Origin of the sequence: Pseudomonas sp. RG1 (assembly GCF_025910115.1) — a bacterium.
Taxonomy (GTDB): Bacteria; Pseudomonadota; Gammaproteobacteria; order Pseudomonadales; family Pseudomonadaceae; genus Aquipseudomonas; species Aquipseudomonas atacamensis.
The window spans coordinates 1-26423 of sequence record NZ_JAPCIK010000026.1; the positions used below are offsets into that span (position 1 = coordinate 1).

Sequence of the window (26423 nt, forward strand, 5' to 3'; positions counted from 1 at the left end):
CCCGGGCTGCATTCCTTTACTGCGCGTGGGAACGATCAACACAGGTTTTGCGACTGCTGCGCAGTCGAGCGGGGATAAATCCCCTCGCCACAGGGGCTCAAACACATGCAATCAGAACTGCCAGTTCAGACTCAGGCCAACGCCATGCAGCTTCTCGCGGCTGGCGTTGCCTTGATCGTTCCCACGCTCTGCGTGGGAATGCCTCTAGGGACGCTCCGCGTTCCAATGGGACGCAGAGCGTCCCGGGCTGCATTCCTTTGCTGCGCGTGGGAACGATCAACACAGGTTTTGCGACTGCTGCGCAGTCGAGCGGGGATAAATCCCCTCGGCACAGTGGCCAAACCCATGCAATCAGAACTGCCAGTTCAGGCTCAGCCCTACGCCATGCAGCTTCTCGCGGCTGGCCAGTTGGCCGTTGTAATCGAGGTTGACCCGCACGTCCTTGCTCAAGGCCAGACTGGCCTGCACGCCGACCAGTGCGGCATCACGCACCAGCGCCGAGCTCTCCACGGAATACGGCGAGCCGCCGCTGGCAAAACGCAAATGCTGCTCTGATTCGATATCGCTGAGGCTGTGCTGCCAGCCGAGCCGCGCGCTGACGTCCAGCGCTTGCTGGCTGGAAAGGTTGAAGGTTTTGCTCGCCCGTACGCCCAAGGTGCTCAACACCGCATCGCGCTGATCGCCCGAGCTTTTCAGCGCAGCGGCATCGCCCTTCTCGGTAAAGCCTTCGGTGTCGAGATGCAGGTAGGTCAGGTTGGCGAACGGTTCCAGCGCCAACGCTTGCAACTGCAAGCGATACGCCGCCTCGGCGAAGACTTGGGTGGTGGTCGCGTCGAGTTTGGCTTTCTGCTTGGCGCTGACGCCGTCGTATTGCAGATCGCGCTTTACGTCGCCGCGATGCCAGCTGTACGCCGCACCGCTGCTCAAGCGCCACGCGCCGAGGTCGTGCCCGGCGTAAGCGCCAAGGTGGTAGCTGTCGACTTTCGCCGAGGAATGCGTGCCCGACCCCATGCTCAAGGAGCTGTCGCTGTAGCCAGTGACCAGACCGATGCGGGTCTGCTCATCGAGCACGCCGTCGACACCGGCCAGCAGGCCGCCGATCGAGGTGTTGTAGCCGGCCGTGTCGTGGCCCGAATCGGTGCTGCCCCAGGCGCCGAGGGCCTTGATCCAGCCGTTGCTGCGGGTCGCCGATTCATCGTGCAGCCGCTCGCCGAGCGCATCACGCAACTGGCGGCTGTCGTTGATCAGCATCGTCCCCAGTGCCGGATAAATCTCGCCGCTCAGTTGCTGGAAGGCTTGCTGCGCCGAGGCTTGAGTCGGTGCACGAAGCACACTTTCGTAAACCGAATTGCCAGCGCCCAGCCCTTCGACTGCCGCCGCCACCGAACGCTGGTTCGGCGTTTGCCCGACGCTGGCGAAGCTTGTGGCATTGCGCTGGATATTCAGCTGAATGCCGCTTGCGGCGTAGTCGAGGGCGCCGCCGATGAACAGGTAGTTCGGCACCACCGCAGCGAACTGCCCCTGCACGCCGCCGGCCGCTTGCAGGATGGTGTACTGGCGGCCGAGCAGGCTTTGCGCTTCGGCGCTGCTGAGCAAGGTCGGGCTGTTTTCCAGCGCCAGGCTGACGCTGGCGCCGCTGACGGTTGCCGTGCCGCCGGCGACGATGCGGTCACTGCTGGTGGGCGATAGCTCGACGGCGTAAGTCGAGCCTGGGGCGAGTGTCACATCACCGCCGACGTTCAAGGTGCCGATGGAATTGCCCGGTGCGACCCGGCCGCCGCTGTTGGCGGTCAATGCGCCGATGCGTCCGGAGCCGCCGAGGGTGCCGCTGTCGTTGACGGTGACCGCTGAAGTCAGCGAACCATTGACGGTCAGCAGACCGCCGTTGACGGTGGTCGGGCCGCGATAGGTGTTGTCGCCGCTGAGCAGCAACTGACCGGCGCCGGACTTGATCAGGCTGCCCTGATACACCCGGTTCGCCGCTGCCGCATCACGGAGCATGCCGACCGCGTAATCGGTCTGCTCCTGCTGACTGGCGCCGGCCGCAACGCCGTTCTGCCAGCCTTTGTCCTGCAGGGTTTGCTGCCAGGCGCTGTGCTCGGCGAGGTCTTCGTTTTGACGCTGGAGCAGTGCCTTGTCGGAGATGTCATTGCTCCAGACATCGCGCTGCCCTGCCCCCAGATTGGCATCGAACGCACCGAGCAATTGCCCCGGCCCGCGCATCGCCCGGTTGAGATTCGCGACACCCCAGCCGACGCGCTCGTTCGGTGCGTCAGTGACCGAGCCGTCGAGCTGGGTGGCGGTGGTCAGCAGCACCTCGAGCGCTTGCTGGTTGTTCATGTACGGATAGCGTTCCATCACCAGCGCTAGGGCGCCGGTTGCGTGCGGCGCCGCCATCGAGGTGCCGGACTTGATGCCGTAGCCGCCGCCGGGAATGGTGCTGTCGATCTTCGCCCCCGGCGTGGTGATGCACCAGTATTTGGCGATGCCGCACTGGTTGTACTTCTGTTGATTGCCCTGATCGAGCCCGGACACCGCCAGCCAGTGCCCTTCCAGATCCGGCTGAAAGTACGGCAGCGCTGAGCGCACGCTGGCGTTCGGGTAGCCGCTGTTGCCAGCGCTGAAGACGTTGATCACACCACGCCGGGAAACGTCGGCAGCGGCGTCGAGCCAGGTGCCTTTGTTCCAGTGTTGCGCGTAAGCGGCGTGCAGGTCGGCCAAAGTGCGATAGCTGACATCCGGCGGCTGACTGCCCCAGCTGTTATTGATCGCCCGCACGCCGGCGTCGGCGAGGCTGTCGTAGACCGCTTTGAAATAACGCGGATCAGGGCCGGGGCCGAAAAGGAAACTGTCGTTCTTGTTGGTGTTGCCGACGTAGATCTGCGCGTTGTACGCCACGCCGTGCATGCCGCTGCCATCACGGGCAGCGCCCATGGTCCCGACGACGTGGGTGCCGTGGGAATCATTGTTCGGGTTGAGCGTGCCGTCGACGTTGAACGCTGAGCCATCGACGTAGCTGCCGCTGGCCGTTACCGGGTGATAACGGTCGGCGGAGAATTCCGGGTGGGCGGCATCGAAACCGGAATCGAGCGCGCCGATCTTCACGCCCTTGCCGGTGATGCCGGCTGCGTAGGCCTGATCGGCCTGCATGCGTTGCAGACCCCAGTCACGCAAGAACTCGGCGCTGCGCCAACTGGATGGATCGCCGGGCTGGCCTGATTCCAGGTATTGGGCCTGCGTTGCCGAAGTCACCAGCAACAGCGTGCCGAGCGAAATCGGCTTTATGCGTACGTCCATGGTCATCACTCTCGTTTTTGTTGTTTTGTTCAGGGCTGAATTGCGGTGTCGCCTGTTCCCCTCACCCCAGCCCTCTCCCCGAGGAGAGGGAGCCGATTTGTGTTGATGTCAAAACCTGCGTCCAGCTCGGTGGTTCAGGTCGATGCAGCTATCGCAGGCCACTCGGTCAGTCCCCTGTCCCTGTGGGAGAGGGAGCCGATTTTTGTTGATGTCAAAACCTGCGTCCGGCTCGGTGGTTCAGGTCAATGCAGCTATCGCAGGCCACTCGGTCAGTCCCCTCTCCCTCTGGGAGAGGGTTAGGGTGAGGGCTGTTGCGCGACCACAAATGCTTCGTCCACCCGCGCCAGATCCTGCTCATTCAGCGTCCCGGCGTAGTAATGCAATTTGGTCCAGGCCATCAGGTAGTCGTAGCGTGCCTGGGCCAGGTCGCGGCGGGTGGTGAACAGTTGCTGCTCGGCGTTCAACGCGTCGAGGTTGGTGCGTTCGCCGCCCAGAATGCTTTGTCTGGTCGAGACCACCAGCGCTTCGGCCGACTTCAAGGCTTTCTGATAAGCGCGCAATTTGTTCACCCCGGACAGGCAGGCGCTGAACTGGCGGCGCAGTTCGATCAAGGTTTCGCGGGTTTTGCCATCCAGTTCGTATTCGGCCTGTTCCATGGTGCGGCTGGCCTGCCGTGTGGAGGCCGATACCCCGCCGCCGGCGTACAGCGGCACGCTGACTTCAAGGCCGATGGTGTTGGTTTCGTAGCGCTGGTTATAGGTGTTGCCGCTTTCGGACTCGTTGTCGCGCATAGAGGCATAAGCACTGACTTTCGGCAGATGCCCGGCGCGGTTGCGCTCGACTTCGTAGCGCGCCACTTCCACGGCCTGACGCTGCGAAGCGAGGTTCGGGTTGTTGCTGATCGCCAGTTCATGCCAGGTGTCGAAGTTGGCCGGTTGCAGGGTGAAGGTCTGAAATTGCTGACCAAGCGGCGCCAGATCGCCGATGTCCACCGCCGGCACGCCCACCAGCGCGCCCAGCTCGCGCAAGGCGGCATCCTGCTCGTTGCGCGCTTCGATCTCCTCGGCAGTCGCCAGCTCATAGCGCGACTCGGCTTCGAGAATATCGGTGCGCGTGCCCTCGCCCTGCTTGAACATGTGTTCGTTCTGCTGGAACTGCTGTTCGTAGGCCTTCTTCTTCGCCTGGGCGATGTCGATCTGGTCCTGGGCGAACAAGGCTTTGGTGTAGTTATCCAGCACGCGCACCAACAGTTCCTGACTCTTGCCGCGAAACGCTTCGTCGGCGAACAACGACTGCGCCACGCCTTTGCGATACACCGCGTAAGCCTCGTAATCGAGCAGCGGTTGCTGCACCGTGAGCGCCGAGCCGTAACTGTTGTAGTTGCGCTCATCAGTTCGATTGCGCGCACGATCATCCAGAGACGTCGCCTTGGACGAGTTGCGGCCCTTGTTGTAGGTGTAACCGATCCGTGGCAGCAGCCCGGCGCGACCAATCACGCGGTTTTCCAGGCCGGCATCGCGCTCCTTGATCGCCCCCAGGAACACCGGATCATTGCGCAATGCCTGTTCGTAAATCTCGAATGGCCCCATGGCCGCGACTGCCGAGTGACTCGCGAGCAGCGTCATTGCGGCCCCCAGCATGCAAAGCTTTTTCATACAGCCGAACATCCTTATTCCTCGGTCAACGCAGAACCGGCGCGATCCAGAAGCGGTTTGAACAGGTAGTTGAGGAGTGAACGCTCACCGGTGCGCACGAACATTTCCGCCGGCATGCCGGGCTTGATCACCAGACCGTTGAGCTTCTCCATCGCCTGATCGCTGACGCTGCTGCGCAACACGTAATACGGCACGCCGGTTTTCTCATCGACCATCTGGTCGGCGGAGATCAGGCTGACTTCGCCGGGCACGCGCGGGGTTTTGCTCTGGTTGAACGCGGTAAACAGAATGTCCACCGGCAAATGCGTGCCGACCTTGTCGATCAGGTTGATCGGCAAGTGCCCTTCGACTTCCAGGGTGGTGCCTTGCGGAACGATCTCCAGCAGGGTTTCGCCTTGGCGCACCACGGCGCCTTCGGTGTGCACACCGAGGTTGACCGCCACGCCATCGGCGGTGGCGAGGATCTCGCTGTGTTGCAGATCGAAACCGGCGGAGGTCAGCTGTTCGGACAGTGTCACGCTTTTCAACTGCGCATCGGCCAGTTGCGTACGCACTTCCTTCTGGTATTCCTCGCCGTGCTGCTGCAACTTCAGGCGCGATTCAAGGATGCCCTGCTCCACGCGCCCGCTTTCACCGGTGTTTTCCGCCAGCTGCTGCTGCACCTGCGACAGTTGCCGCTGGTAGTCCATCAAGCGGTTGCGCGGGATGTAGCCGTTGTCGGCCAGCGGTTGCAGGTTGCTCAATTGTTGCTGCAAGGAACTGGCCTGGGCATTGAGGTCGCTGCGGGCGCGGCGCATGCCGGCCAGTTGTGCGGTGGCGCCTTCGATGTTGGCGCGCAGTGCCGCTTGCTCCCGGGAGAAGGCTTCGCGGCGGCTGCTGAACAGTTGCCGCTGGCCTTCCAGCACCAGCGCCAGGCGCGGGTCCGGGTCGTTGCTCAGTTCGGCCGGAAAGGTCACTTGTTTGAGGTTGTCGCGCTCGGCCTGCCAGCGCGCAAGGCTGGCCCAGGCCATGCGGTACTGCGCCTGCAGCGATTGCACGTCGGCAGCCACTTGCGTCTGATCAAGGCGGAACAACGGCTGGCCCTGCTTCACGATCTCGCCTTCGCGCACCAGAATCCGGCTGACCACGCCACTGCTCATCGACTGCACAGCCTTGCGCTTGCCCGAGACCACCACCGTGCCCTGCACCGGAATGCCCTGATCCAGCGGCGCCAGTGCCGCCCAAGTGAAGAAACTGCCAGCGCCGACGATGGCCAGGATCCAGCCCATGCGCGCGAAGAATTTCGCATCGCGCTCCGGGCGCTCGGTGAGGTAGGCGTGTTCCATGTTCGCTTCGTTTTCAGTGTTCATGCTGGCGCTGCTCATACACCCGAATTCCTTGTCGAGGGCTGATACTGCCGGCTCATGCTGAGCCCGCCCGGTGTTTGTGCGGCTTTTTCGCGTTGCTGTTCGTGCTGGCCGGAAAGTGCCTTGAGCACATCCTGACTCGGGCCGAACGCCTGCAAGCGGCCATCGTTGAGCACGAGCAATTTGTCAGCCTGAGCCAGCACCGAAGAACGGTGCGTCACCAGAATCACCGTGGTGCCTTGCGCCTTGAGTTGCGCGATGGCGCTGGCCAGTGCGGCTTCGCCGACGGTATCGAGGTTGGAATTGGGTTCATCGAGCACCACCAGACTCGGCGTGCCGTACAGCGCGCGGGCCAGGGCCACGCGTTGCTTCTGGCCGCCGGACAAGCCGCTGCCGTCCTCGCCCAGTTGCGTGTCGTAACCTTGCGGCAAGCGCAGGATCATTTCGTGAACGCCGGCCTGTTGCGCGGCGGCTACGACTTTTTGCGGATCGGCTTCGCTGAAGCGCGCAATGTTCTCGGCGATGCTGCCGCTGAACAATTCGATGTCTTGCGGCAGGTAACCGATGTAAGGACCAAGCTGATCGCGGTTCCAGCGATGAATATCAGCGCCGTCGAGGCGCACGGTGCCGCCCAGCACCGGCCACACGCCGACCAGCACTCGAGCCAGCGTCGATTTGCCGGAACCGGAAGCGCCGAGCACACCCAGCACTTCACCAGCACTCAGATTGAAATTGACCATGTGCAAAGTGGCTGCACGCTGCCCGGGCGGGCCGGCGCTGACTTGTTCGAAGGTGATCTGGCCTTTCGGTGCCGGCAGTGCCATCGCCTCGTCGCTGGGCGGAAACGCCTGCAACAGCGCATCGAGACGGCGGTAAGCCAGCTTCGCCCCGCTCCACTGTTTCCAAACGGCGATCAGCTGATCAATCGGGCTCAGCACGCGGCCCATCAGGATCGAACCGGCGATCATCATCCCCGCCGTCATGTCGCCCTTGATCACCAGCAACGCGCCCAGGCCCAGCACCAGGGATTGCAGGCACAGGCGCAGGGTCTTGCTCAGTGAACTGATCACCGCGCCGGTGTCGCTGGCCTGGTTCTGCAAGCCGAGGAAGCGCGAATGCACCCCGAACCAGCGCTTGCGCAGCGGGCCGAGCATGCCCATCGCCTGAATGGTTTCGGCGTTGTGCAAGTGGCTGGTGGCCAACTGGCTGGACTGCTGGGAAAAACCGGCGGCCTCGCCGAGGGGCTTTTTGGTCATGTATTCGTTGAGGCAGGCCAGTGCGATCAGCAGCAACGCGCCCACCGTCGCCAACACGCCGAGCCAGACGTTGAACAGGTAGATGACAAACAGATAAACCGGGAACCACGGCGCATCGAAGAAGGCGAACAGCGCCGGGCCGGTGACGAACTGGCGAATGTGGGTCAGGTCGCCAAGCGACTGCCCGGCGTTACCCTCGCCCTTGAACAGGTTGCGCTCGAACGCGGCCTGATAGACGCGCAGATTGAAGCGACGCTCCAGCTGGCTGCCGATGCGGATGACGATAAAGCTGCGGATCACTTCCAGCAGGCCGATGAAGGCGAAGAAACCGACCACCATCAACGACAGCATTGCCAGGGTGGTTTCGTTCTGCGACGACAATACTCGATCGTAAACTTGCAGCATGTAGATCGACGGCACCAGCATCAGCACGTTGATCAGCGCGGTGAAACAACCGACGCTGATCAGAATGCTTTTATAGTCGCCCAATGCCTTGATTAACGGAGCGGTGGCAGGAGACTTCGCCATCTTCATTGATTCTTCCTGAATTCATGCCTCGTCATTACCGGACGAGCATTCCATTGATATTCCGCCTGCCTGCCAAAGATGACTTGCAAGTAGCGCTTACAATTTCATAACAACTTGACCCGATGTCGCGCTTATAACGCACGATCACTGGCTTATATCAACTTTCCTTCACCCGCCAACCATTGCCTACTGCGCTGCGCGCTCTAACGTAATAACCAGTTCGGCGCTCAAGGCCTTTGTATAAATGCCATCACGCTGGCGGCTGAAGAAGGCGATCCTCGAACCTTCCTTGCCGGTGATGGAAATGCCATCGGGCTCTGGAAACCAGCCGATTGGCGCTTCGCCCAACCACGCGGCCAGACATTCAGTGCCCTCGCCCAAGGTCTTGTTTGGCGCAAGATCGACAACGCATGTGTTCGACGGCTTGTCTTGCAGCAATCGCGTATCAGGCGTGTCGCTGTGACCGGTCAAAGTGGCCTGCCAGCGCCCGGCGAATGCCGAGGGTTCTTCGAGTCTGAGGCTGCTCGCCATGCTTGTCGCTCCGGTCATCATCAGCGTGACTGCCATCAGCCATGCCATCGTCGTGTCAGTTAAAACGTATCGAGTCATAGGAAACTTCACTTCCGCTCGTAGCCTTGCTCGGCGATCAGGCCGATGCAAGCGAAGAAAGCGACGCACAAGGCGCCGCTTTCCTTTCACATCACGCCACGATGTCGCTGGTCGCAGCCTGGCCCACGGTGCTGACGATAAAGTCAGCCACGCCATGCCCGGAGAAATCCACCGACAACAGGCTGTTGCCGCCCGACGAGGTCAGCACCGCATCGCCGGCCGAACCGGTGAAGCTGTTGACGAAGTGCAGGCCCGCGCCGTTGGTGATGCCGGTCAGGTCGATTTTGTCCAGACCGCTGACGAAATCGAGAATCTGATCGATCGCCCCCGGCTTGGAGTCCGAGCTGGCGGCGAACACGAAAGTGTCCGAACCAGAACCGCCCCACAGTTTGTCAGCACCACCAGCGCCGTAGAGGATGTCGTTGCCGGCACCGCCCTTCAATTCGTTGGCAACGCCGTTGCCGATCAACAGATCGCTGCCCGAACCACCAATCGCGTTCTCGATGACCGCGCCCTTGGCAATCGACACGTTGCCGACCATGCCGCCAACGTCGGAGAACGAAGCGCTACTGAGGTTGATCTTCTGGTTCTGGGTGAAACCGGAGAAATCCAGGGTATCCTTGCCACCGGCATCCCAGACCGAGAACACCACTTTGTCGCTCGACGACGAAGCGCTGAGGAAGTCGCGACCGGTATTGGAGTTGAAGCCGTAGGTGGTGTCGCCGGTGCGGGTCGTGGTGTTGGCGCCGTAAAGCTTCTGGATCGCGGCGATGTCATCCATCAGCGGGCCGGACGAATAGGCTTCGACGCCGCCCTTGCTGAAGTTCTGGTTGGTGTTGCTCTCGCTCCAGTAACTCATGACGCTGTAGCCACGGGTGTCCTGGCCATAAGTCGCATCGTTGTAGGTCGGGTTGCCATTGCCGGCGTTGTAGTCGCCGGGGTGCGCAAGGCCAAGGGTATGGCCGATTTCGTGGGTCAGGGTCTGACGACCGTAGTTGTTCAGATCCGGGTTCTTGTTCTGCGTGTAACCGCTGTTGATCAAGTACCACGAGGTGCCGTCATAACCAGCGCCGGTCCCCGGCAGATAGGCAAACGCCGCAGCGCCATCCTGGCCACCGCTGTAGTTACCGAAGGTCATGTGCCCGTCGCCGCCCGAGACTCTCTCGGTGAAGGTGACATTGGCCACGTCGGCCCAGGACTGCATGGCGAGCTTGGCCTGAGCCTGTTGCTGCGCGCTGAACTGACTGAATCCGCTGATCCCGTGCTTGTTCATCGTGCTGTTCGAGGCCGAGGTCAGGAACGTGTAGGTCAGTTCGATCTTGCCGCTGCCGTCCTTGTCCTGGTAGGCAGCGCCGTCACGCAGCAATTGCGTAGCCGCCTGGTCGACGGAGTACGAGGGTTTGCCATTGACCGTGAGGTTGCCGCCACGGTCGTACTGATGGCTGAAGCTATTGATCTGGTTGTACGCCGAGCTGAACGCGGCCAGCTGGAAAGCCTGTTCGGCGGAATCAACAGCATTGGTTTTAACTTTCGACATAAACACACTTCCTTGTTTAGCAATGGAACAGTTTTTGTCCGACAGGACGATCTTTGGCGAGATCGTCCTATCACTCGCCCAATGAAGGCGTAACGAACCTGACACAATTGGAAATCTGTCGTAAAGAGTTTTTTTGCGATCCAATTTGGTGATATCAGGAAACTGCCGTAAACAAAGCGTGCGGGGAGAAAAGATTGTTTTTAGTTGCGGCGAGGGTGGAAATTGTCTGACGATTTTCTATTTAAATATTAAATATCGCTAAGTTTGGATTTGTTGGGCAAGTCACACTTTCAGTCAGCGGTGCCAGTGCTTTGATATCAACTATCCTGATTCATTGAAACGAATGTGGGAGCGAGTCTGCTCGCGAAGACGCCAAGCCAGTCAACATAAGTGTCGAATGACAAACCGCTTCGCGAGCTGGCTCGCTCCCACAGGGGTCTTGTATGTTGGCCTGAAAAAACTCAGCTACCGGTACGAATCTTGTTCCAAACCCGCGTCCGGATCCGGTCGATATTCAGCGGCATCGCTTCCAGCGCAAACAGCTTGCCCATCATTTCCGCGCTCGGGTAAACCTTGGTGTCGTTCTTGATCGCCGGGTCGATCAGTTTGTCGGCTTGTTCGTTGCCATTGGCGTAATGCACGTAATTGGTGATGCCGGCCATGACGTCCGGGCGCAGCAGGTAATTCATGAAGGCATAGCCGGCCTTTTCGTCTGGTGCATCGGCGGGCATGGCGACCATGTCGAACCAGATCGCCGCGCCTTCCTTGGGAATCGCATAACCGATCTCGACGCCGTTCTTGGCTTCCTTGGCGCGGTTCTCCGCTTGCAGGATGTCGCCGGAAAAGCCCACCGCTACGCAGATGTCGCCGTTGGCCAGGTCACTGGTGTACTTCGAAGAATGGAAGTAGCTGACATAGGGCCGCACTTTCATCAGCAAAGCTTCGGCTTTTTTGTAGTCTTCGGGATTCTTGCTGTGGTGCGGCAGGCCCAGGTAGTTAAGTGCCGCCGGGAGCAGTTCCGGGCCGTTGTCGAGGATCGCCACGCCGCACTTCTGCAGTTTTTCCATGTATTCGGGTTTGAAGATCAGATCCCAGGAATCCACCGGCGCGTTGTCGCCCAGCACCGCTTTGACCTTGGCAATGTTGTAGCCGATACCAGTGCTGCCCCACAGATAAGGGAAACCGTGCTCGTTGTTCGGGTCGTTGGTCTGCAGGGCCTTAAGCAGCGCTGGATTGAGGTTCTTCCAGTTGGGCAACTGACTCTTGTCGAGTTTCTTCAGCGCCCCACCCTGAATCTGCCGCGCCATGAAGTGGTTCGACGGAAAAACCACGTCGTAACCGGATTTGCCGGTCATCAACTTGCCGTCGAGGGTTTCGTTGCTGTCGTAGACGTCATAAGTGACGCCGATGCCCATGTCTTTCTGGAAATTCTTTGTAGTGTCCGGGGCAATGTAGTCGGACCAGTTGTAGACCTTGACCGTCTCGGCTGCATGACTGACGGAAGCGGCCAGCAGCAGCGGCGCCAATGCGAGGGTTTTCTGGATCATGGGGCGATTCCTGTATGGGCTTTTTTTGTTGGCAGGCAATCAAAGGATCAAACAATCAGAAAATCAGCACGTAGCTCTTGCGCACGGTTTCCTGGATATCCCAGATCCCGAGCGTGTTGGCTGGCAACATCAGTGCGTCGCCGCCTTGTATGTGCAGGGTTTCGCCGCCACCGTCGGGGGTGAAGGTGCAGCGCCCGGAAATGAAATGGCAGAACTCCTGCGCGGTGATCTGCCGCCGCCAGCGGCCCGGGGTGCATTCCCAGACGCCGGTTTCGACACCGTCGTCGCGCTCGACACTGGTGGTCGAGGCAATTGCGACGGGTTCGCCGAGGGGCACGGCGACCGGGTTGGATTCTTCGAGCTCAAGCGTGGCGGTGTTCTTGAATTGGGTGATGCTCATGGCGTGACCTGTTTATTGAGGGAAACGGCGTTCAGTGCATGAAACCTTCCATGAACCCGGCGACCCGACTGGCGAGCTTGCGCCGCCAGGGCGCGGTCGCGGGATTGGCCAGGGTCTGGTCTTCGTGCACGAAACTTTTGATGATCGCGTTGTAGCCGAGCCAGCGGCATGGCTCTGGCTCCCAGGCACGCAGCGCATGAATGCCACCGTCGGGCAGGACCCACGGTTGTTGGGTCAGCTCGCTGTCGCGCTCAAGAATCAGATCGGCCAGCGTCCGGCCGCCGAGATTGCTGGCACCGACGCCCTCGCCGCCATAACCGCCAGACAACGCGATGCCGTTGGCGCGGTCGCAGAGCATGTGCGGCTTGAAATGCCGCGACATGCCAAGGTTGCCGCCCCAGGCGTGGGTGATCTGCACTTTTTTCAGCTGCGGGAACAGTTCGCCGAACAGATAGCGGCGCAACTCGACTTCATCGCGGGTGAGGTTGAAGTCATGGCGCAGCTTGCCGGCGAACTGATACCCGCCACGGGCGCCGAAGATCAGACGATTGTCGGCACTGCGCTGGCCGTAGGTGACCTGGCGGCTGAATTCACTGAAGGCCTGGCCGCGATTGAGGCCGATTTCGTCCCAGGTCGCAGCGGACAGCGGTTCCGTGGCGACAATCAGGCTTTGCACCGGCAATTGATAACGGCCAAGTGGCGGCAAGGTCACCGAATAACCTTCCACCGCCGGGACGATCCAACGGCTGCGCACGCTGGCCTTGGCGGTACGCAGACTGCCGGGTTGCCAGTGGGTGACCGGGCTGTTTTCGTAGATTTTCACGCCCATGTTCTGCACGGTCCGCGCCAGACCACGGACCAGTTTCGCGGGGTGAATGGTCGCGACATGGGGGGCGAAGATGCCGCCGTAGGGCTTGGCCACGCGGATCTGCTGGGCCAGCTGCTCGGGACTGAGCCAGCGGTAGTCGTTATCGGTAAGGCCTTGGGTGTGCAGCTTGCTCAGGTAATCGCGCAGAACGGTTTCCTGCTCTGGGTAGCGCGCCGCACAATAAAGCACCCCGCCCTTACGGTAATCGCAGTCGATGCCTTCGCGTTCGAGGACGATCTCCACTTCATCGGGGATGCTGTGCAGCAGATCAAACGAAGCCCTGCGCTGCTGCGGCGACAAGGCTGCAAGCAAGCGATCCTCACCCAGCAAGTTACCCATCAGCCAGCCGCCATTGCGTCCGGACGCACCGAACCCGGCGGTTTGCGCCTCGACGATGGCGATATCCAGGCCGGGCGCCTGTTTTTTCAGGTAGTACGCCGTCCACAGTCCGGTGTAACCGGCGCCGATGATCGCCACGTCGACGTCCAGGTCACGCTCCAACGCGGGCCGCGCCAATAGCGGCTCATCGAGCTGATCCATCCACAAACTGATCGTGCGCCACGCCGACATGCAAGACTCCGCCACTGAAAACCTTCGATGGCGTCGATCCTAGTGGCTGCCTTCAGTGGATGTCTTGCGCGCGTGCCCGCAGAGAAATTTGTTTGGCGTAGGCCTTGGGCGACTGGCCGGTGTGTTCGCGAAAGCATTTGTAGAACGCTGACAGCGAATTGAAGCCGGCGGCAAACGCCAGCTCGTCGACACGCAACGGCGGCGTGGCGCTGTCCAGCGCACGCAGCAAATGCTGCAGGCGCGCCTGATTGACGTAGCGATAGAAGCTTTGCCCGAGCACCTGATTGAGCAGATAGGAGATCTGATTACGGCTGTACCCGCACTCCTTCGCCACCCGTTGCAGGTCAAGCTCAGGGTCCAGATAGGGCTGCTGCTTTTCGAAATACTGCTGCAGGTCTTCGGCCATGAAACTCAGCTGCCGCGGTGACAGACCCAGCCGACTGACCGCCGGACGCTGACTCTGTGCCGAACTGCCGTCGGCTTGAGTACGCACCAGCGAGGCGTACTCGTTGACCCGCCAGATCAAGCCGTCCTTGACTGTGATCGCTTCGCTGGAGCGAAACGACACCAGGCCATCGCCGCCACGCAAAGTCACCTCGTACTGAATGAACGCGGTGTTGCCATCCACCCGGATTCGGTCGCAATGTTCGAGCAGTTCGTCGGATTCTCGAGGCATGCTCACGCGCACATATTCGCGCAACTCATCCAGACCGAGCACCCGGTTCTGAAAGAAATCGTTGTACTGGATCTCGGCGTGATAAAGCGCCATGACGCTGTCCAGATCCCGGTGTTTCCAGCTCAGGTGATAGCGCATGACCGTGGCGGCCGTGGTCTGGGTCTGTTCTGGGCCGTCGTCATCGGCGTGCATAAGAGGCTCGGCGAAAAAGAACCGAGCTTGCCCAACTTCCTCTGCCGCTTCAATGAAAAATCCATGGTGGCGTTTTGGCGATAATCGCAGAGCCAGTGACTTACATCAAAAAATGCGAATCAATCGCTAAACGGACTGAAAAAACTCACAGTTTTTTCACACACGGATGCTACTTTTAAAGCTCAAGCACTGGTTGAGCCAATGAAGGCTCTTCCCACCTAACATGAGCAAAAGGAAGCGCTCGATGAAGCAGGCGGGCAACACCATGAATAAAGGGTTCAGCAAAGTCACCTTTCCAAACGCTTGCCAGCTGATGCGCTGGCATTTTCATCCCATGGGTTTCGAGGCGACGATGGACGCGCCGGGCAGCATGATCGCCCGTCTTTTCGATCGGGCCAGCGGCGAAACCATGATCGCCATCGCCGGCATTCCCTGCGCAACGGTGATGAACGCGGCGGACGTCGAGCGCATGATCGAAGCCATCGAGGATGAGCTGGAAGCCTTCACTCCTCCGGAATCTCTCAAGAACTACGCATAAACACCTGATTTAAAACAAAAAGCCCGCAGCGATGCGGGCTTTTTATGGGTCAGGCGCTGGTCTTTTCCTTTTCGCGTCGATGGTCGACGAAGAAGGGTTTGCCCTTGGCGACTCGATCCGACGCCCTCGGCATGTTTACCGCCTGGCTGTCTTGCGGTTCGACGTACCAATAGCAATGGCTGACGGCGCGCGTGATACCGACGTAGGCAAGGCGCAGGATTTCGTCCTTTTGCGCAGTGTCATAAGGCTCGCTGTCGCCGCTTTTGCCCAATCCCGCCATGCGATAGACCTGATTCTTGTACGGAGAACTGGTCAGATGCTGGCAATCGCCAAGCAGAAATACCGCATCAGCCTGCAAGCCTTTGGCGCTGTGATAGGTCAGTTGCTTCAGCCGCCGCGCGTTGTAGGGCAAGCTCGAATCTACATTAAGTACAGGCTGAATATGCTGCTCTATCAATAAGTTATCGCTGCTTTTTCGATAAAGCATCAAGATTGAATCGCCGCGCCGATAATGCTCGGCCAGGCGCTGACCCAATGCTTCATCGTCCCGCTCAAGCACGTTGACCGGGTGAAGCGGCTTAGGCTCACCACTGGCCTTGGCCTTCTTGCCTGCGATTGCCGGCGCTGCACGGACAATGTGTTCGGCGGCGTCGATGATGTGCTGATGGCTGCGATAGTTGTCACTGAGCATTACTCTTGTGGTGCTCGGTGAAGGAAATTCCTTGTTGAACTCCATGAAGTAGCTCGGTGAGCTGCCGCGCCAACCGTAAATCGACTGCCAGTCATCGCCAACACACAACAGCGACGAACGCTGCGCCCCTCGCCCAACGTGCATGGCCGGGCCACGGCTGCGGATTTCATTGAGGCTGGCGCGAATCCACGAAACGATCTGCGGCGATACGTCCTGGAACTCATCGATCATCAAATGCGCCATAGGCCGCAGCAACTCATCGCTGAGCAGCTTGAGGTTTTCCGGCGAGTACTCGCTGAACAGCGCGAACATGCGGTTGTAGGTCATCACTGGCGGCTTCTGATCCAGCAAGTGATCTTCAAATGCGCGCCAGAACAGGCTCAGGGCTTCAAAGAAAAAGCGATCGGGATCGTCCTTGGCGAAGCTCATCCGACTGACCGCGTCTGGTACATCCAGGCCGAGGTTTTCGATAAAGCCTGCTGCGGCGACAAAACAATCCAGCAATGGCGCCGATGCCAGCTCGCCTTTGACCTTGTAATCAAAGCCGGGACCGGCGCTGGCATCTCCGGCCAACGTCGCAAGAACGCGCCTGGATGACTCGTAACTATCCAGCCATATCAATGGTTTACGGCAGAAAGCTTGAAACAGGGTGCGCTTGACCGCCCACTCTGCACGGACACTCAGCTTGGCGTTGGGTCGGGTCAGCTGGGCGTTTTCCCTGGGATCAAAGCCGAGCACCACCCAGGCATCGAGGCTGGGAATATAGCCGTGAGCGTGGAACTTCGAACCATTGATTTCGAAGGCCTGCCGATTCGGTTCGATGCCTTTGATCGGCCACGCCCCTGCGCGAAACCACAGATCCTCAATCACATCGCAGAGCTCTTCATCGCGCTTGGCCGCCAATTCGGTGACCGCCATGCGTTTCTGCACATCGGGGTGATCGCGTTCCAGTTCCTTTAATTGCAAACCCGCGCGGGATAGCGGCTGGATCAACTGGCGGAAACGCTCATCGTCGTTGAATAGGCGGTGATAACAAGCATTAAGTTGCTGGCGCTGCGCGTCATTGATACGCAGGTCAAACGGATTGCTGTCAACCTCCTCTGCGCCGCTTTGCGGGCGATCGCTGAGATTCTCGAAGGCCTGCAAACGCTCGAAACCCGGCAGGCTGCGCACCATCGGCAGGATGCGCGAGTGGAAGGTTCTGACCAGCTCGCGGGCCTGCTTCAAGTTCAGCGGCTGCCCCCACAGCGTGAAGATTTCGATCAGTTTGTTGATGAAGTCCTTGCGCGATTCACGGGTGAAGGTCACTACGGTCATCGAATCCAGCTCAAAACCCAGATAATGGGTGAGCAACAGAATGCGCAGCACCAGCGTGGTCGATTTGCCGGCGCCGGCACCGGCCACCACCGAGGTGGACGGCGTATCGCTGAAGATCATCTTCCACTGCGCAGCGCTGGGCTGGGCGTGGGCCGGAAGCAAACGGGCGACGTCAGCCTTGATGCGCTTCTTCAGTTCCGCCGTCAGCGGCAGGCGCCAGTCATCGAACAGGTGGTTATCGACGCTGGGCGGCCGATGCTCGGTGTTGCGGCTGTCGCGAATCAGCAGCACCTGGCGGCCTTCCTCCAAACCCTCAAGCTTGCCCTCCTTGAAACCGTATTCGACGCCAGCGGTGTGGCCACTGCGAAATCCGTCGGCTTGCCCGTGCAGCCACGACGCCCGGTGCTGGGCGCGCAGCTTGGTCAACCCGTGACCAAAGAATCGCGCGGCCAGACGTTTGAACCAGGGCATCTCGGCCAGTGGCCGAAGTTCAGGGGGAAGATCGGGGGTGTGTTGCGCCACGCTGACGGACTCCAGGGTGTGAGGCTGTGGCGGCTATGGTGTCTGGATTTGCTGATGAGTTCTAGCGAAATGCTTACAGGTCATTGGTTTAGGCGACGAATTGAAAGTCGGATGAGACGATTTCGAGGCGCATTCCCATCAAATAACCTGATCATGATGCGGCAGTTTTTGCGCTTTTTTTCGATGATTGCCTGATAGATGATCGTCGTCATCAACCACGGGGCCCGCCCCCCTGACGACCCTTATTAGGAGACGATCATGCTTGAACTCAGACCCTTCAGCTCGCTGGGCGGCGCCCATCATGGCTGGCTGGACGCGCATCACCACTTTTCCTTTGCCGAATACTACGATCCGCAGCGGATGAGCTGGGGCAACCTGCGCGTGTGGAACGACGACATCATCGCCGCAGGCACCGGTTTCCCGCAGCATCCGCACCGCGACATGGAAATCATCACCTACGTGCGGGAAGGTGCCATCACGCACCAAGACAACCTCGGCAACAAGGGCCGCACCGAAGCTGGCGACGTACAAGTGATGAGCGCTGGCACCGGCATTGCTCACAGCGAGTACAACCTGGAGGACAAGGAAACCAAGATCTTCCAGATCTGGATTCTGCCGACCGAAACCGGTGCGCCGCCGTCGTGGGGAGCCAAGCCGTTTCCCAAAGGCGAGCGCGAAGGTTTTGTGACGCTGGCCAGCGGCAAGGACGGCGACGATGAGAGCCTGCACATTCGTGCCAATGCGCGTCTGGTGGCGGCGAACATCAAGGCCGGTGAAACCGCTGAATACCGACTGGATGAAGGGCGTCGCGCCTATCTGGTTCCGGCCACCGGCGTGATCGAAGTCAATGGCTTGCGTGCCCAAGCGCGTGACGGCGTGGCGGTAGCCCATGAGCAAGTGCTGACGGTCACGGCGATCGAGGACAGCGAGATCGTACTGGTCGACCTGGCTTGATCTGCAGGCAATAAAAAAGGGCAACCATTACGGTTGCCCTTTTTCATGTGCGCATCACTTAGTGGAAATAGCGCCATCCACCAACGTTTGCGCTTCGGCCACCAGTTGCTTGAGGTGGTCGTCGCCGAGGAAGCTTTCGGCGTAGATCTTGTAGATGTCTTCAGTGCCCGAAGGACGCGCGGCGAACCAGCCGTTTTCGGTCATGACTTTCAGACCGCCAATGGCTTGATCGTTGCCCGGTGCATGGCTGAGGATGCTCTGGATCTTCTCGCCTGCCAGCTCGGTCGAGGTGACCTGTTCCGGCGCCAGCTTGCTCAGCAGTGCCTTTTGCTCAGGGTTGGCCTTGGCGTCGACGCGTACCGAGAACGGTTCGCCCAGTTCGTCGGTCAGGGCGCGGTAGGCCTGGCTTGGATCGCGCCCGGTGCGCGCCGTCATTTCGGCGGCGAGCAAGGCTGGAATCAGGCCGTCCTTGTCGGTGCTCCATACGCCGCCGTCCTTGCGCAGGAACGAGGCGCCAGCACTCTCTTCACCGCCAAAACCCAGCGAACCATCGAACAGACCGTCGGCGAACCATTTGAAACCCACCGGCACTTCGTACAGGCGACGGCCCAGGCGCTTGGCCACGCGGTCGATCAGACCGCTGCTGACCACGGTTTTGCCGACAGCGGCATCGGCGCGCCATTGCGGACGGTTCTGGAACAAATAGTCGATGGATACCGCCAGATAGTTGTTCGGCGCGAGCAAACCACCGGACGGCGTGACGATACCGTGGCGGTCATGATCCGGGTCGCAGGCAAACGCCACGTCGAAGCGCTCTTTCAGGCCAATCAGGCCCTGCATCGCGTGGCTGGACGATGGGTCCATACGGATTTGGCCGTCCCAATCGACGGTCATGAAACGGAACGTTGAATCGACCTGTTTATTCACCACTTCCAGGTCGAGACGGTAGTGTTCGGCGATGGCCGACCAGTAGCGCACCCCTGCTCCGCCCAACGGATCGACACCCAGGCGCAGCTTGGCGTCGCGGATGGCATCGAAGTCGATGACGTTGATCAGGTCGGCGACATAGGTGTTCAAGTAATCGTGACGATGGGTCGTGCTGGCCTTGAGCGCTTGCTCGTAGCTGATGCGTTTGACCCCGGCCAGTTTGTTCGCCAGCAGCTCGTTGGCCTTGGCTTCGATCCACTTGGTGATGTGGGTATCGGCCGGGCCACCGTTGGTTGGGTTGTATTTGTAGCCACCGCTCTGTGGCGGGTTATGCGACGGCGTGATGACGATACCGTCCGCCAGGCCAGAGGTACGGCCGCGGTTGTAGCAGAGAATGGCGTGGGAAACTGCCGGGGTCGGCGTGTACTCATCGCCTTCGGCGATCATCACGGTGACGCCGTTGGCGGCGAGGACTTCCAGCGCGCTGGCACCGGCCGGGGTCGACAATGCATGGGTGTCGATGCCGACGAACAGCGGGCCGGTGATGCCCTGGGCTTCGCGATACAGGCAGATCGCCTGGCTGATGGCCAGAACGTGCCATTCGTTGAAACTCAAATCGAACGAACTGCCGCGGTGGCCGGACGTGCCGAACGCCACTCGCTGGGTAGAAATCGATGCATCAGGCTGGCCGGTGTAATAGGCCGTAACCAGTCGCGGGATATCGACCAACAGTTCTGCCGGTGCCGGTTTGCCCGCAAAAGGACTGAGTGTCATGCAAAAACCTCTGAAATCGGAGTGGTTCAGGAAATGCAGCGCAGTTTACTGGCAGTTTGACCACTGTGCGACGGGATGTATCCGAAACTCGCCCGATGTTTTTTAACGTTATGCTCCAGACGACAGGCGCAAGGCATCACCGAGCAAGCCGATGACACTCGGCAGATCCCGCTCGCCGTGGTGCAACGCGCTTATCCGCAGATGATCCGCATGCAGACCTTGCAGGCTGAACAGCTCGCCGGGGGCCACGATGATCTGTTGCTTGAGCAGGCGACGGAACACATTCGCCATGTCGACCGGCCGTAACGAACGCACCCACACCGTCGCCCCGCCCTGCGGCTCGACTATCTGCAGCGTATCGCCCAAACGTTCGTGCAGAACCTGGATCAACACGGCTCGCCGCTCACCCAGCATTCGCCGCAGCACAGATAAATGCTGATCAAGCCGCCCGCCATTCAACAACCGGGCAATCGCCTTTTGGCGGATCGGCGACAAGCGAAATGCGCGCAGCAGAAAATGGCGTTGCAGCGCCTCACGCCAATGACGCGACAGGACAAAGCCGAATGGCGCTTCAGCGCCGATGAATTTCTCGAAAGTGGAAAACACCAGCAGACGCTCAGGATCAAGCCAACTGCGCAAACGCTGTGAATCATTGCGCTCGTCAAGCTCGCTGTAGCAGTCGTTTTCCAGTACCCAGACGCCATGTTGATTGAGCAACTGCGCGGCGGCCTGCTGACGCTCATGGGTGAAACCCTTGCCGTGGGGCATGCTCAGGACTGAAGACAAAAGAACCAGACGTACTGGCTCGTTCTCCAGCAGCGATTGCAGTACCGACAGATCAAGCACGCCTTCGGCCAGCAATGGCCATTCGATCACGCGCACCCCGCACGACTCGAGCAGACGCAATATCACCCAGTCGCACGGTGATTCGACAATTACGCTGGCGTGACGCAATTCGAGCACCGAAATCAGAATTTCCAGGACCCCGCGCAGATCAGCACCGATATAGATGTCATCGGCATGCCAGAAATGCTCTGTCGAACTCGTGTACCGCGCTGCCAGGGCAACCCGCAACTCCAGCTCTCCGCAAGGTTGCACGAATGTCTGTAGCTGACGCGGATATTGGCGCAGAAGCTCACGTTCCAACGTCAACAACGGACTGTCCAGCGGTTGCAGCGAGGCCGGTTCGTCGGCGCTCAACACACACATTCCGGGACGTCTGGCGTTGACGTACACGGTCTCCAGCAGATCATTGCCGTTGCCGGGCGCATCCATGCTGAACAGCGCTTGCGCGTAATACCCTGACTTGGCTATCGAATAGACTCGACCTTCCTTCTCCAGAAGCGAATAGGCGTACTGCACCGTTGAAATGGAGACATTCAGTCGATCCGCCAGTTGTCGCAAGGAAGGCATGCGTACCGCCGCACCACCTCCGGCGTCATCAATCAGCGTGGTCAGATATCGATAAACTGCCTGATAAACAAAGTCGTTGTCCCGCGCGCTTTTCACACCCTCATTTCCGTAGATATCGGTTCACAACCCAGGCTCCGGCTCACCGTCAGCGTTCCGTCGACCGCTCGAACGGCGCAGCCGAATGCGCCTCATCCGAACCCGAACTCTCCGAGGCCAATTGCGCGGGCGCATGAATCTGCACAGGGCCCGTTGCGTAGAGGCGGATCACCAACCTGACCGGCAACCCGCTCACTTCCGTTATCCACTTCAAAACCTGCTCCGGCGCGTGCAAGCCTTGCATGGCGCGGTGCAGGTCAGGCATGGCGACCAGCATGCCGGGATGACAGTTGCGCAGGAACCGCTCGAGACCTTTGCCGTTGTCGATGAAGGGTGCAAACAGCAGGCACACCAGCTGCGTTTCGCTCAATCCGAAACCATTGATGAGGTAATCCTCGGCAAGCGCCCGCAGCTGCTCTGGCCCGCCGGCATTGTCATAGCTGGCCAGCAAGTGCTCGCAGACAGATTCGGCGACCTGTTTTCGCCGCATGTCGGCCAGCGTGTGACGAACATAATCGTCGATACCCGCCTCATAGGCGCGCCCCTCGATGAAGCGTGCGTACAAACCTCGCACGTGCGCCGAGATCAGAGGGTCAGCGAATACCGCTTCGCCCTGGTACAGCGCCAGGTCGTCAGGTTCATAACCGAGAAATTCGCCCAGCAGCGGCCAGCGATCCTCGATCTTGCCGACCATCATGTCGTTGATGTCGATAAAACTGGTGCGCCGGCAGGCTTCGAACTCACCTTCCGGGCGCCACGCTATCCGGTCATCATCTGCGCGCAGCTCGCGGTAAAAATCATCACCGAGCCCGTCGAGCAGCGGAAAAAGCGCTTCGAATCCCGCACTGGCCAGTTCTGGACCGGTTATTGCCACTCGCTGCATTGCACGGTTCAGGCCTTCGAGGAAATGCTGCTGACTGCCTTTGGTTTCAGTGCTGATCATGGCGTCGACACCATTGTTCCAGCGGGCGATCTGGCTGTAGTACTCGGCCGTCGCCAGATAGGCGTCATCCCATAATTCAGGCGTTTCCAGCCAGGTGCGACAGTGCCCGACCAGCAGCAGATTGACGCGACTGGCCTCACGCCCTTCGTTGCTCACAGGCGTGCGATGGTCGAACGGCAGCACTTCGCGGTTATCGACCATCAGCACCTCGACCCGCGGATCGTCATAAAGAAACAGTGCGCTGTAGCTGCGATGCAGGTTTTGCAGGGCGAGCGGGCTGTCGCCACTCCAGCGCAGAGACGCCACGCGCAATTGGAAGGTCGCCGGAGCACGTCCGGCAATGGTCAACTGCGCAGCCCGGAGCAAGGCCAGGGTGTAGCAGCCGTCACGCAGGCCGGACTGAGGCACCAGCACCTTGAATTGCCCAATGTTTTCCATGCCGCCTGCGGCCACCACCAGGCGCTGTATCAACAACTGCAATGCCGTACGCTCGGCTCGGGAAAAGAAACTCAGCAGACGCTGCAATACTTGCTGATAGACATAGTTCATTGCCTGATCATGGATCGTGCTCATCGGTATTTACCCGGTATCAAAAGTTTCATGCCGCGCAGACATGACAATGGGCGCGCGGCAATTGGATCAATAAGTAATAGACGCTGAAATGCTAACACTTACAAAGTTGTAGTTATTTGAAACACTTCACCTGAATAAAGCCATCCAGATGCCAAGCGTCACGCTCAACCACCCGTATTCATTGGGCTTTCGCCATTCGAAAATGATCTGAGGAAACTTCCCACAACGTCCCACGACAAATCATTACAAGAAAAGGAGAAGCAACTTCCGAAACGCCCTACAGCAATTAAACAGAAATTGGCGAAGCCAGCCGAGCCAGCCATTTGATATTGCCTTGGACAAATTGAATGCACAGCCATAGCTCATTCCTTGAGATGAAAGTAATCATTCAATTATCAGTGCTTATAGTGTGATTAGAAGATACAGATCGAAGGCAAAAACCAGTTCAGTTGCTGAAGGGCCGATGCTTCGATATCGGGAAGGGTTTACTGACAGCGGAGGATCTAAACAGAAAAGAGTCCGTGGCGGCCACGGACTCTGATGAGCGGAGTTACGCAGTTTCCACTTGCAGGGCCACTCGCTCGCGGCATGGGCATTCGTCCATGTAGCGATGCGCTTCGACGAACTCGTTGAACGCGAATACACGAGTCTTGAGCGGCAGGAGCACGCGGTCAGCGGTCAACTGGTTGATGTCACGCAAAGCACGCTGCAGAGCGACGTGGTCCTGGACAATGCCCAGCTCCGGCTTGCCGGTGAAGTTGCCGATGCAATGCACGAAGAACTGGATGTTCTTCTGAAACGCCGCACACGCCGGGAACGGGGTCTGGTTACCACCTTGCAAGCCGTACAGCACCAGACTGCCGCGTGGCGCCAGCACATCGCCAAGCAACGACATCTGCGGGCCGCCAAGACCATCGAATACCACATCGACGCCGCGGTTGTCGGTGATCTTGTTGATGCGCATCAACAGATCTTCCTCTTCGGTGACGATGACCTTCTCCGCACCGAGGGACAGCAGGTACTCCCGCTCCTCCGCCGATTTGGTCGCGGCAATCACTCGCACACCCAGCGCTTTGCCCAATTGCACAAATGACGGGCCGGCGCAGTGGCTGGCGTCAGTCACCAGGGCAAATTGACCGGGTTTGACCCGTGCCAGATCGGCATAAGCGAAGTAGGCGATCAGCAGCGGCGTGTAATGCACGCTCGCTTCGATCGGGCTGAGCACATCGGGATAACGGGTCAGCGCGGTGCGCGGCAGGACGATCGACTCGCCGTACACCGGATAGTCGTTCGGGCTTTCTGCGGGAAAACTGGCCACTTTGTCGCCGACGGACAGGTCGTCGACATCAGCGCCCACCGCAGTGACCACACCAGCCATTTCATGACCGAGGCCCGAGGGAAGACGTGCCTGGGACGACGCCAGATTCTGGCGCCACAGGGTGTCGTACCAACTGATGCCGATTGCCTCGACACGCACCTGCACTTCGCCAGGACCTGGCTGAGCAGCCGCATGCTCTTCGCATTTGAGCACCTCGGCCGGACCAAACTTGTGAAAACGGATCGTGCGGGACATCGCAAACCTCGTCAAAGTAACCTCTAATGCCATGAACTCTATCTGGGCTTTGGACCCAAGACCATCAGTGGCTATTAATAGTCGACATGCCTGTCATTGATTCCGCATCAAGGGCGGCATTGGCAAAATCCATGAAAAAAGGCCTGCCACCGTCGCAGTAAAGCTGAATTTTCCGGTGCAGAGTACCAGCCTTTCCCCGTAAGATTCATGCCGGCCATTGTTCTCATATGGTCGCCCTCGTCAAGTTTGATGACTCTGCCAGGACTCCAGATGAATCGTAATGACCTGCGTCGTGTCGACCTGAACCTGCTGATCGTGTTCGAAACATTGATGCACGAACGCAGTGTGACTCGGGCCGCGGAAAAATTGTTCCTCGGCCAACCGGCTATCAGTGCGGCGCTGTCGCGTCTGCGCAGCCTGTTTGACGATCCCTTGTTTGTCCGCACCGGCCGCAGCATGGAGCCGTCCGCCCGCGCGGTGGAAATCTTCGCCCTGCTCTCGCCCGCCCTTGATTCGATCTCGACCGCCGTCAGTCGTGCCGCCGATTTCGATCCGGCGACCAGCACGTCGGTGTTCCGCATTGGATTATCCGACGACGTCGAATTCGCCCTGCTGCCCATGCTGCTCAAGCGCCTGCGCGCCGAAGCACCAGGCATCGTCCTCGTGGTGCGGCGGGTCAACTACATCTTGATGCCTGGCCTGCTGGCCTCCGGCGAGATTTCGATCGGCGTCAGCTACACCACCGACCTGCCGGCCAACGCCAAGCGCAAGGTCCTGCGCCGCAGCGCACCGAAGCTGCTGCGCGCCGACACCGTGCCGGGGCCGTTGAGCCTGGACGATTACTGCGCCCGACCGCACGCACTGGTGTCGTTCGCTGGCGACCTCAGTGGTTTTGTCGATGAAGAACTGGAAAAACTCGGACGCAAGCGGCACGTGGTGCTGGCAGTGCCACAGTTCAACGGACTCGGCACGCTGCTGGCGGGCACCGATATCGTCGCGACCGTGCCGGATTACACGGCTGAGGCACTGACGGCAGCCGGCGGTCTGCGGGCTGAAGATCCACCGCTGCCGACGCGGACCTTCGAATTGCACATGGCATGGCGTGGCTCGCAGGATAACGACCCGGGAGAGCGGTGGTTGAGGTCGCGGATTCAGATGTTTTTTGGCGATCCGGATAGTCTTTAGGTATCGTCGGCTAGGGTGCTTTATCGGAAGTACGGTAGAACGCACCCCGTCGGAATCAGATCCCGATTCAATATCCGGACGGGCAAATTGGCATAATATGCCAATGTTCGTAAGTACCGGTTTGGCCAGCACTGGAGATAATTATGGCGACCCGAAACGTAGTGCTCACTCCACACCAGGAACAGGTTATTCATGACCTTGTCCAGTCAGGCCGGTATCAGAATGCCAGTGAGGTAATGCGCGAAGGCTTGCGGCTGTTGGAGCAGCGCGTCGCCGAAGATACCGCAAAAATCGAGGCACTGCGTCAGGCGACCTCGATCGGCATCATGGATCTTGAGCGTGGGCGTTTTACTCAGGTGAACGAAGGGGATCTGGAACATTACCTTGAAGGCTTGAGCCAAGAGGCTTCCCTCCCCGCGCGCGAGAAACACTGAGG

19 protein-coding genes are annotated in these 26423 nt (G+C 59.7%); 4 read left to right on the forward strand and 15 right to left on the reverse strand.

The genetic code is table 11. The features are described from left to right. Positions 1–351: 351 nt before the first annotated feature. The 10 genes from OK411_RS15740 to OK411_RS15785 all read right to left on the reverse strand — a co-directional run bounded on the left by OK411_RS15740 (position 352) and on the right by OK411_RS15785 (position 14481). Entirely contained in the window at positions 352–3297 is a 2946-nt protein-coding gene (locus tag OK411_RS15740) for an autotransporter serine protease (protein ID WP_264365325.1), read from the reverse strand. 296 nt (positions 3298–3593) lie between these two features. Then, positions 3594–4964 (reverse strand): TolC family outer membrane protein, encoded by a 1371-nt coding sequence (locus OK411_RS15745; RefSeq protein ID WP_264365326.1) that lies wholly within the window; start codon positions 4962–4964, stop codon positions 3594–3596. Positions 4965–4966: 2 nt separating this feature from the next. Continuing rightward, positions 4967–6316, reverse strand: coding sequence for an HlyD family type I secretion periplasmic adaptor subunit (locus OK411_RS15750; protein ID WP_095180085.1), 1350 nt, complete (start codon positions 6314–6316; stop codon positions 4967–4969). Continuing rightward, complete coding sequence (locus OK411_RS15755; protein WP_264365327.1) at positions 6313–8088, reverse strand: type I secretion system permease/ATPase; 1776 nt, start codon at positions 8086–8088, stop codon at positions 6313–6315. Before OK411_RS15755 ends, OK411_RS15750 begins: the two co-directional genes overlap by 4 nt. A gap of 180 nt (positions 8089–8268) precedes the next feature. Beyond that, entirely contained in the window at positions 8269–8691 is a 423-nt protein-coding gene (locus tag OK411_RS15760; RefSeq protein WP_264365328.1) for a protease inhibitor Inh/omp19 family protein, read from the reverse strand. 91 nt (positions 8692–8782) lie between these two features. After that, positions 8783–10228, reverse strand: a complete 1446-nt coding sequence (locus tag OK411_RS15765) for a serralysin family metalloprotease (RefSeq protein ID WP_264365329.1) — start codon at positions 10226–10228, stop codon at positions 8783–8785. Positions 10229–10689: 461 nt separating this feature from the next. Beyond that, complete coding sequence (locus OK411_RS15770; RefSeq protein ID WP_264365330.1) at positions 10690–11775, reverse strand: polyamine ABC transporter substrate-binding protein; 1086 nt, start codon at positions 11773–11775, stop codon at positions 10690–10692. 55 nt (positions 11776–11830) lie between these two features. Then, positions 11831–12175 (reverse strand): cupin domain-containing protein, encoded by a 345-nt coding sequence (locus tag OK411_RS15775; RefSeq protein ID WP_024013066.1) that lies wholly within the window; start codon positions 12173–12175, stop codon positions 11831–11833. Between the two features lie 31 nt (positions 12176–12206). Next, positions 12207–13613, reverse strand: coding sequence for an NAD(P)/FAD-dependent oxidoreductase (locus tag OK411_RS15780; RefSeq protein ID WP_264365331.1), 1407 nt, complete (start codon positions 13611–13613; stop codon positions 12207–12209). Between the two features lie 52 nt (positions 13614–13665). After that, the gene (locus OK411_RS15785) at positions 13666–14481 is read right to left on the reverse strand and encodes a helix-turn-helix domain-containing protein (protein ID WP_264365332.1); all 816 of its coding nucleotides are present in this window, start codon (positions 14479–14481) and stop codon (positions 13666–13668) included. Between the two features lie 265 nt (positions 14482–14746). On the opposite strand from OK411_RS15785, the gene OK411_RS15790 reads away from it, so the two are divergent. Beyond that, the gene (locus OK411_RS15790) at positions 14747–15019 is read left to right on the forward strand and encodes a DUF1652 domain-containing protein (protein WP_038862172.1); all 273 of its coding nucleotides are present in this window, start codon (positions 14747–14749) and stop codon (positions 15017–15019) included. Between the two features lie 49 nt (positions 15020–15068). Here OK411_RS15790 and OK411_RS15795 read toward each other — a convergent pair whose 3' ends face one another. Continuing rightward, on the reverse strand, positions 15069–17549 hold the full coding sequence (locus OK411_RS15795; RefSeq protein ID WP_264365333.1) for a UvrD-helicase domain-containing protein: 2481 nt from the start codon (positions 17547–17549) through the stop codon (positions 15069–15071). 258 nt (positions 17550–17807) lie between these two features. Here OK411_RS15795 and OK411_RS15800 point away from each other — a divergent pair, with 258 nt between their 5' ends. Then, the gene (locus tag OK411_RS15800) at positions 17808–18503 is read left to right on the forward strand and encodes a pirin family protein (RefSeq protein WP_016774845.1); all 696 of its coding nucleotides are present in this window, start codon (positions 17808–17810) and stop codon (positions 18501–18503) included. Positions 18504–18557: 54 nt separating this feature from the next. Here the strand turns inward: OK411_RS15800 and pgm are convergent, their stop codons facing one another. The 4 genes from pgm to OK411_RS15820 all read right to left on the reverse strand — a co-directional run bounded on the left by pgm (position 18558) and on the right by OK411_RS15820 (position 24802). After that, entirely contained in the window at positions 18558–20204 is a 1647-nt protein-coding gene (gene pgm, locus OK411_RS15805) for a phosphoglucomutase (alpha-D-glucose-1,6-bisphosphate-dependent) (RefSeq protein ID WP_016774846.1), read from the reverse strand. Between the two features lie 108 nt (positions 20205–20312). Next, a complete protein-coding gene (locus OK411_RS15810) occupies positions 20313–21713 on the reverse strand; it encodes a PLP-dependent aminotransferase family protein (protein WP_264365334.1) in 1401 nt (466 codons plus the stop codon). Between the two features lie 49 nt (positions 21714–21762). Continuing rightward, complete coding sequence (locus OK411_RS15815) at positions 21763–23229, reverse strand: hypothetical protein (protein ID WP_217878265.1); 1467 nt, start codon at positions 23227–23229, stop codon at positions 21763–21765. A gap of 550 nt (positions 23230–23779) precedes the next feature. Continuing rightward, positions 23780–24802: a zinc-dependent alcohol dehydrogenase family protein gene (locus OK411_RS15820; RefSeq protein ID WP_016774849.1), complete on the reverse strand. Its 1023-nt coding sequence runs from the start codon at positions 24800–24802 to the stop codon at positions 23780–23782. A 270-nt stretch (positions 24803–25072) separates the two neighbouring features. Here OK411_RS15820 and OK411_RS15825 point away from each other — a divergent pair, with 270 nt between their 5' ends. Together OK411_RS15825 and OK411_RS15830 are read left to right on the forward strand one after the other, a co-directional pair. Beyond that, positions 25073–25987, forward strand: a complete 915-nt coding sequence (locus tag OK411_RS15825; RefSeq protein ID WP_016774850.1) for a LysR family transcriptional regulator — start codon at positions 25073–25075, stop codon at positions 25985–25987. Between the two features lie 143 nt (positions 25988–26130). Beyond that, positions 26131–26421, forward strand: a complete 291-nt coding sequence (locus OK411_RS15830) for a type II toxin-antitoxin system ParD family antitoxin (RefSeq protein ID WP_071172546.1) — start codon at positions 26131–26133, stop codon at positions 26419–26421. The last annotated feature ends 2 nt before the right edge of the window (positions 26422–26423 follow it).

Coding starts and splice junctions, on each gene's coding strand:
- OK411_RS15740 (WP_264365325.1), bottom strand. CDS start 3,297: ATGGACGTACGCATAAAGCCGATTTCGCTCGGCACGCTGTTGCTGGTG.
- OK411_RS15745 (WP_264365326.1), bottom strand. CDS start 4,964: ATGTTCGGCTGTATGAAAAAGCTTTGCATGCTGGGGGCCGCAATGACG.
- OK411_RS15750 (WP_095180085.1), bottom strand. CDS start 6,316: ATGAGCAGCGCCAGCATGAACACTGAAAACGAAGCGAACATGGAACAC.
- OK411_RS15755 (WP_264365327.1), bottom strand. CDS start 8,088: ATGAAGATGGCGAAGTCTCCTGCCACCGCTCCGTTAATCAAGGCATTG.
- OK411_RS15760 (WP_264365328.1), bottom strand. CDS start 8,691: ATGACTCGATACGTTTTAACTGACACGACGATGGCATGGCTGATGGCA.
- OK411_RS15765 (WP_264365329.1), bottom strand. CDS start 10,228: ATGTCGAAAGTTAAAACCAATGCTGTTGATTCCGCCGAACAGGCTTTC.
- OK411_RS15770 (WP_264365330.1), bottom strand. CDS start 11,775: ATGATCCAGAAAACCCTCGCATTGGCGCCGCTGCTGCTGGCCGCTTCC.
- OK411_RS15775 (WP_024013066.1), bottom strand. CDS start 12,175: ATGAGCATCACCCAATTCAAGAACACCGCCACGCTTGAGCTCGAAGAA.
- OK411_RS15780 (WP_264365331.1), bottom strand. CDS start 13,613: ATGTCGGCGTGGCGCACGATCAGTTTGTGGATGGATCAGCTCGATGAG.
- OK411_RS15785 (WP_264365332.1), bottom strand. CDS start 14,481: ATGCACGCCGATGACGACGGCCCAGAACAGACCCAGACCACGGCCGCC.
- OK411_RS15790 (WP_038862172.1), top strand. CDS start 14,747: ATGAATAAAGGGTTCAGCAAAGTCACCTTTCCAAACGCTTGCCAGCTG.
- OK411_RS15800 (WP_016774845.1), top strand. CDS start 17,808: ATGCTTGAACTCAGACCCTTCAGCTCGCTGGGCGGCGCCCATCATGGC.
- pgm (WP_016774846.1), bottom strand. CDS start 20,204: ATGACACTCAGTCCTTTTGCGGGCAAACCGGCACCGGCAGAACTGTTG.
- OK411_RS15815 (WP_217878265.1), bottom strand. CDS start 23,229: ATGAGCACGATCCATGATCAGGCAATGAACTATGTCTATCAGCAAGTA.
- OK411_RS15820 (WP_016774849.1), bottom strand. CDS start 24,802: ATGTCCCGCACGATCCGTTTTCACAAGTTTGGTCCGGCCGAGGTGCTC.
- OK411_RS15825 (WP_016774850.1), top strand. CDS start 25,073: ATGAATCGTAATGACCTGCGTCGTGTCGACCTGAACCTGCTGATCGTG.
- OK411_RS15830 (WP_071172546.1), top strand. CDS start 26,131: ATGGCGACCCGAAACGTAGTGCTCACTCCACACCAGGAACAGGTTATT.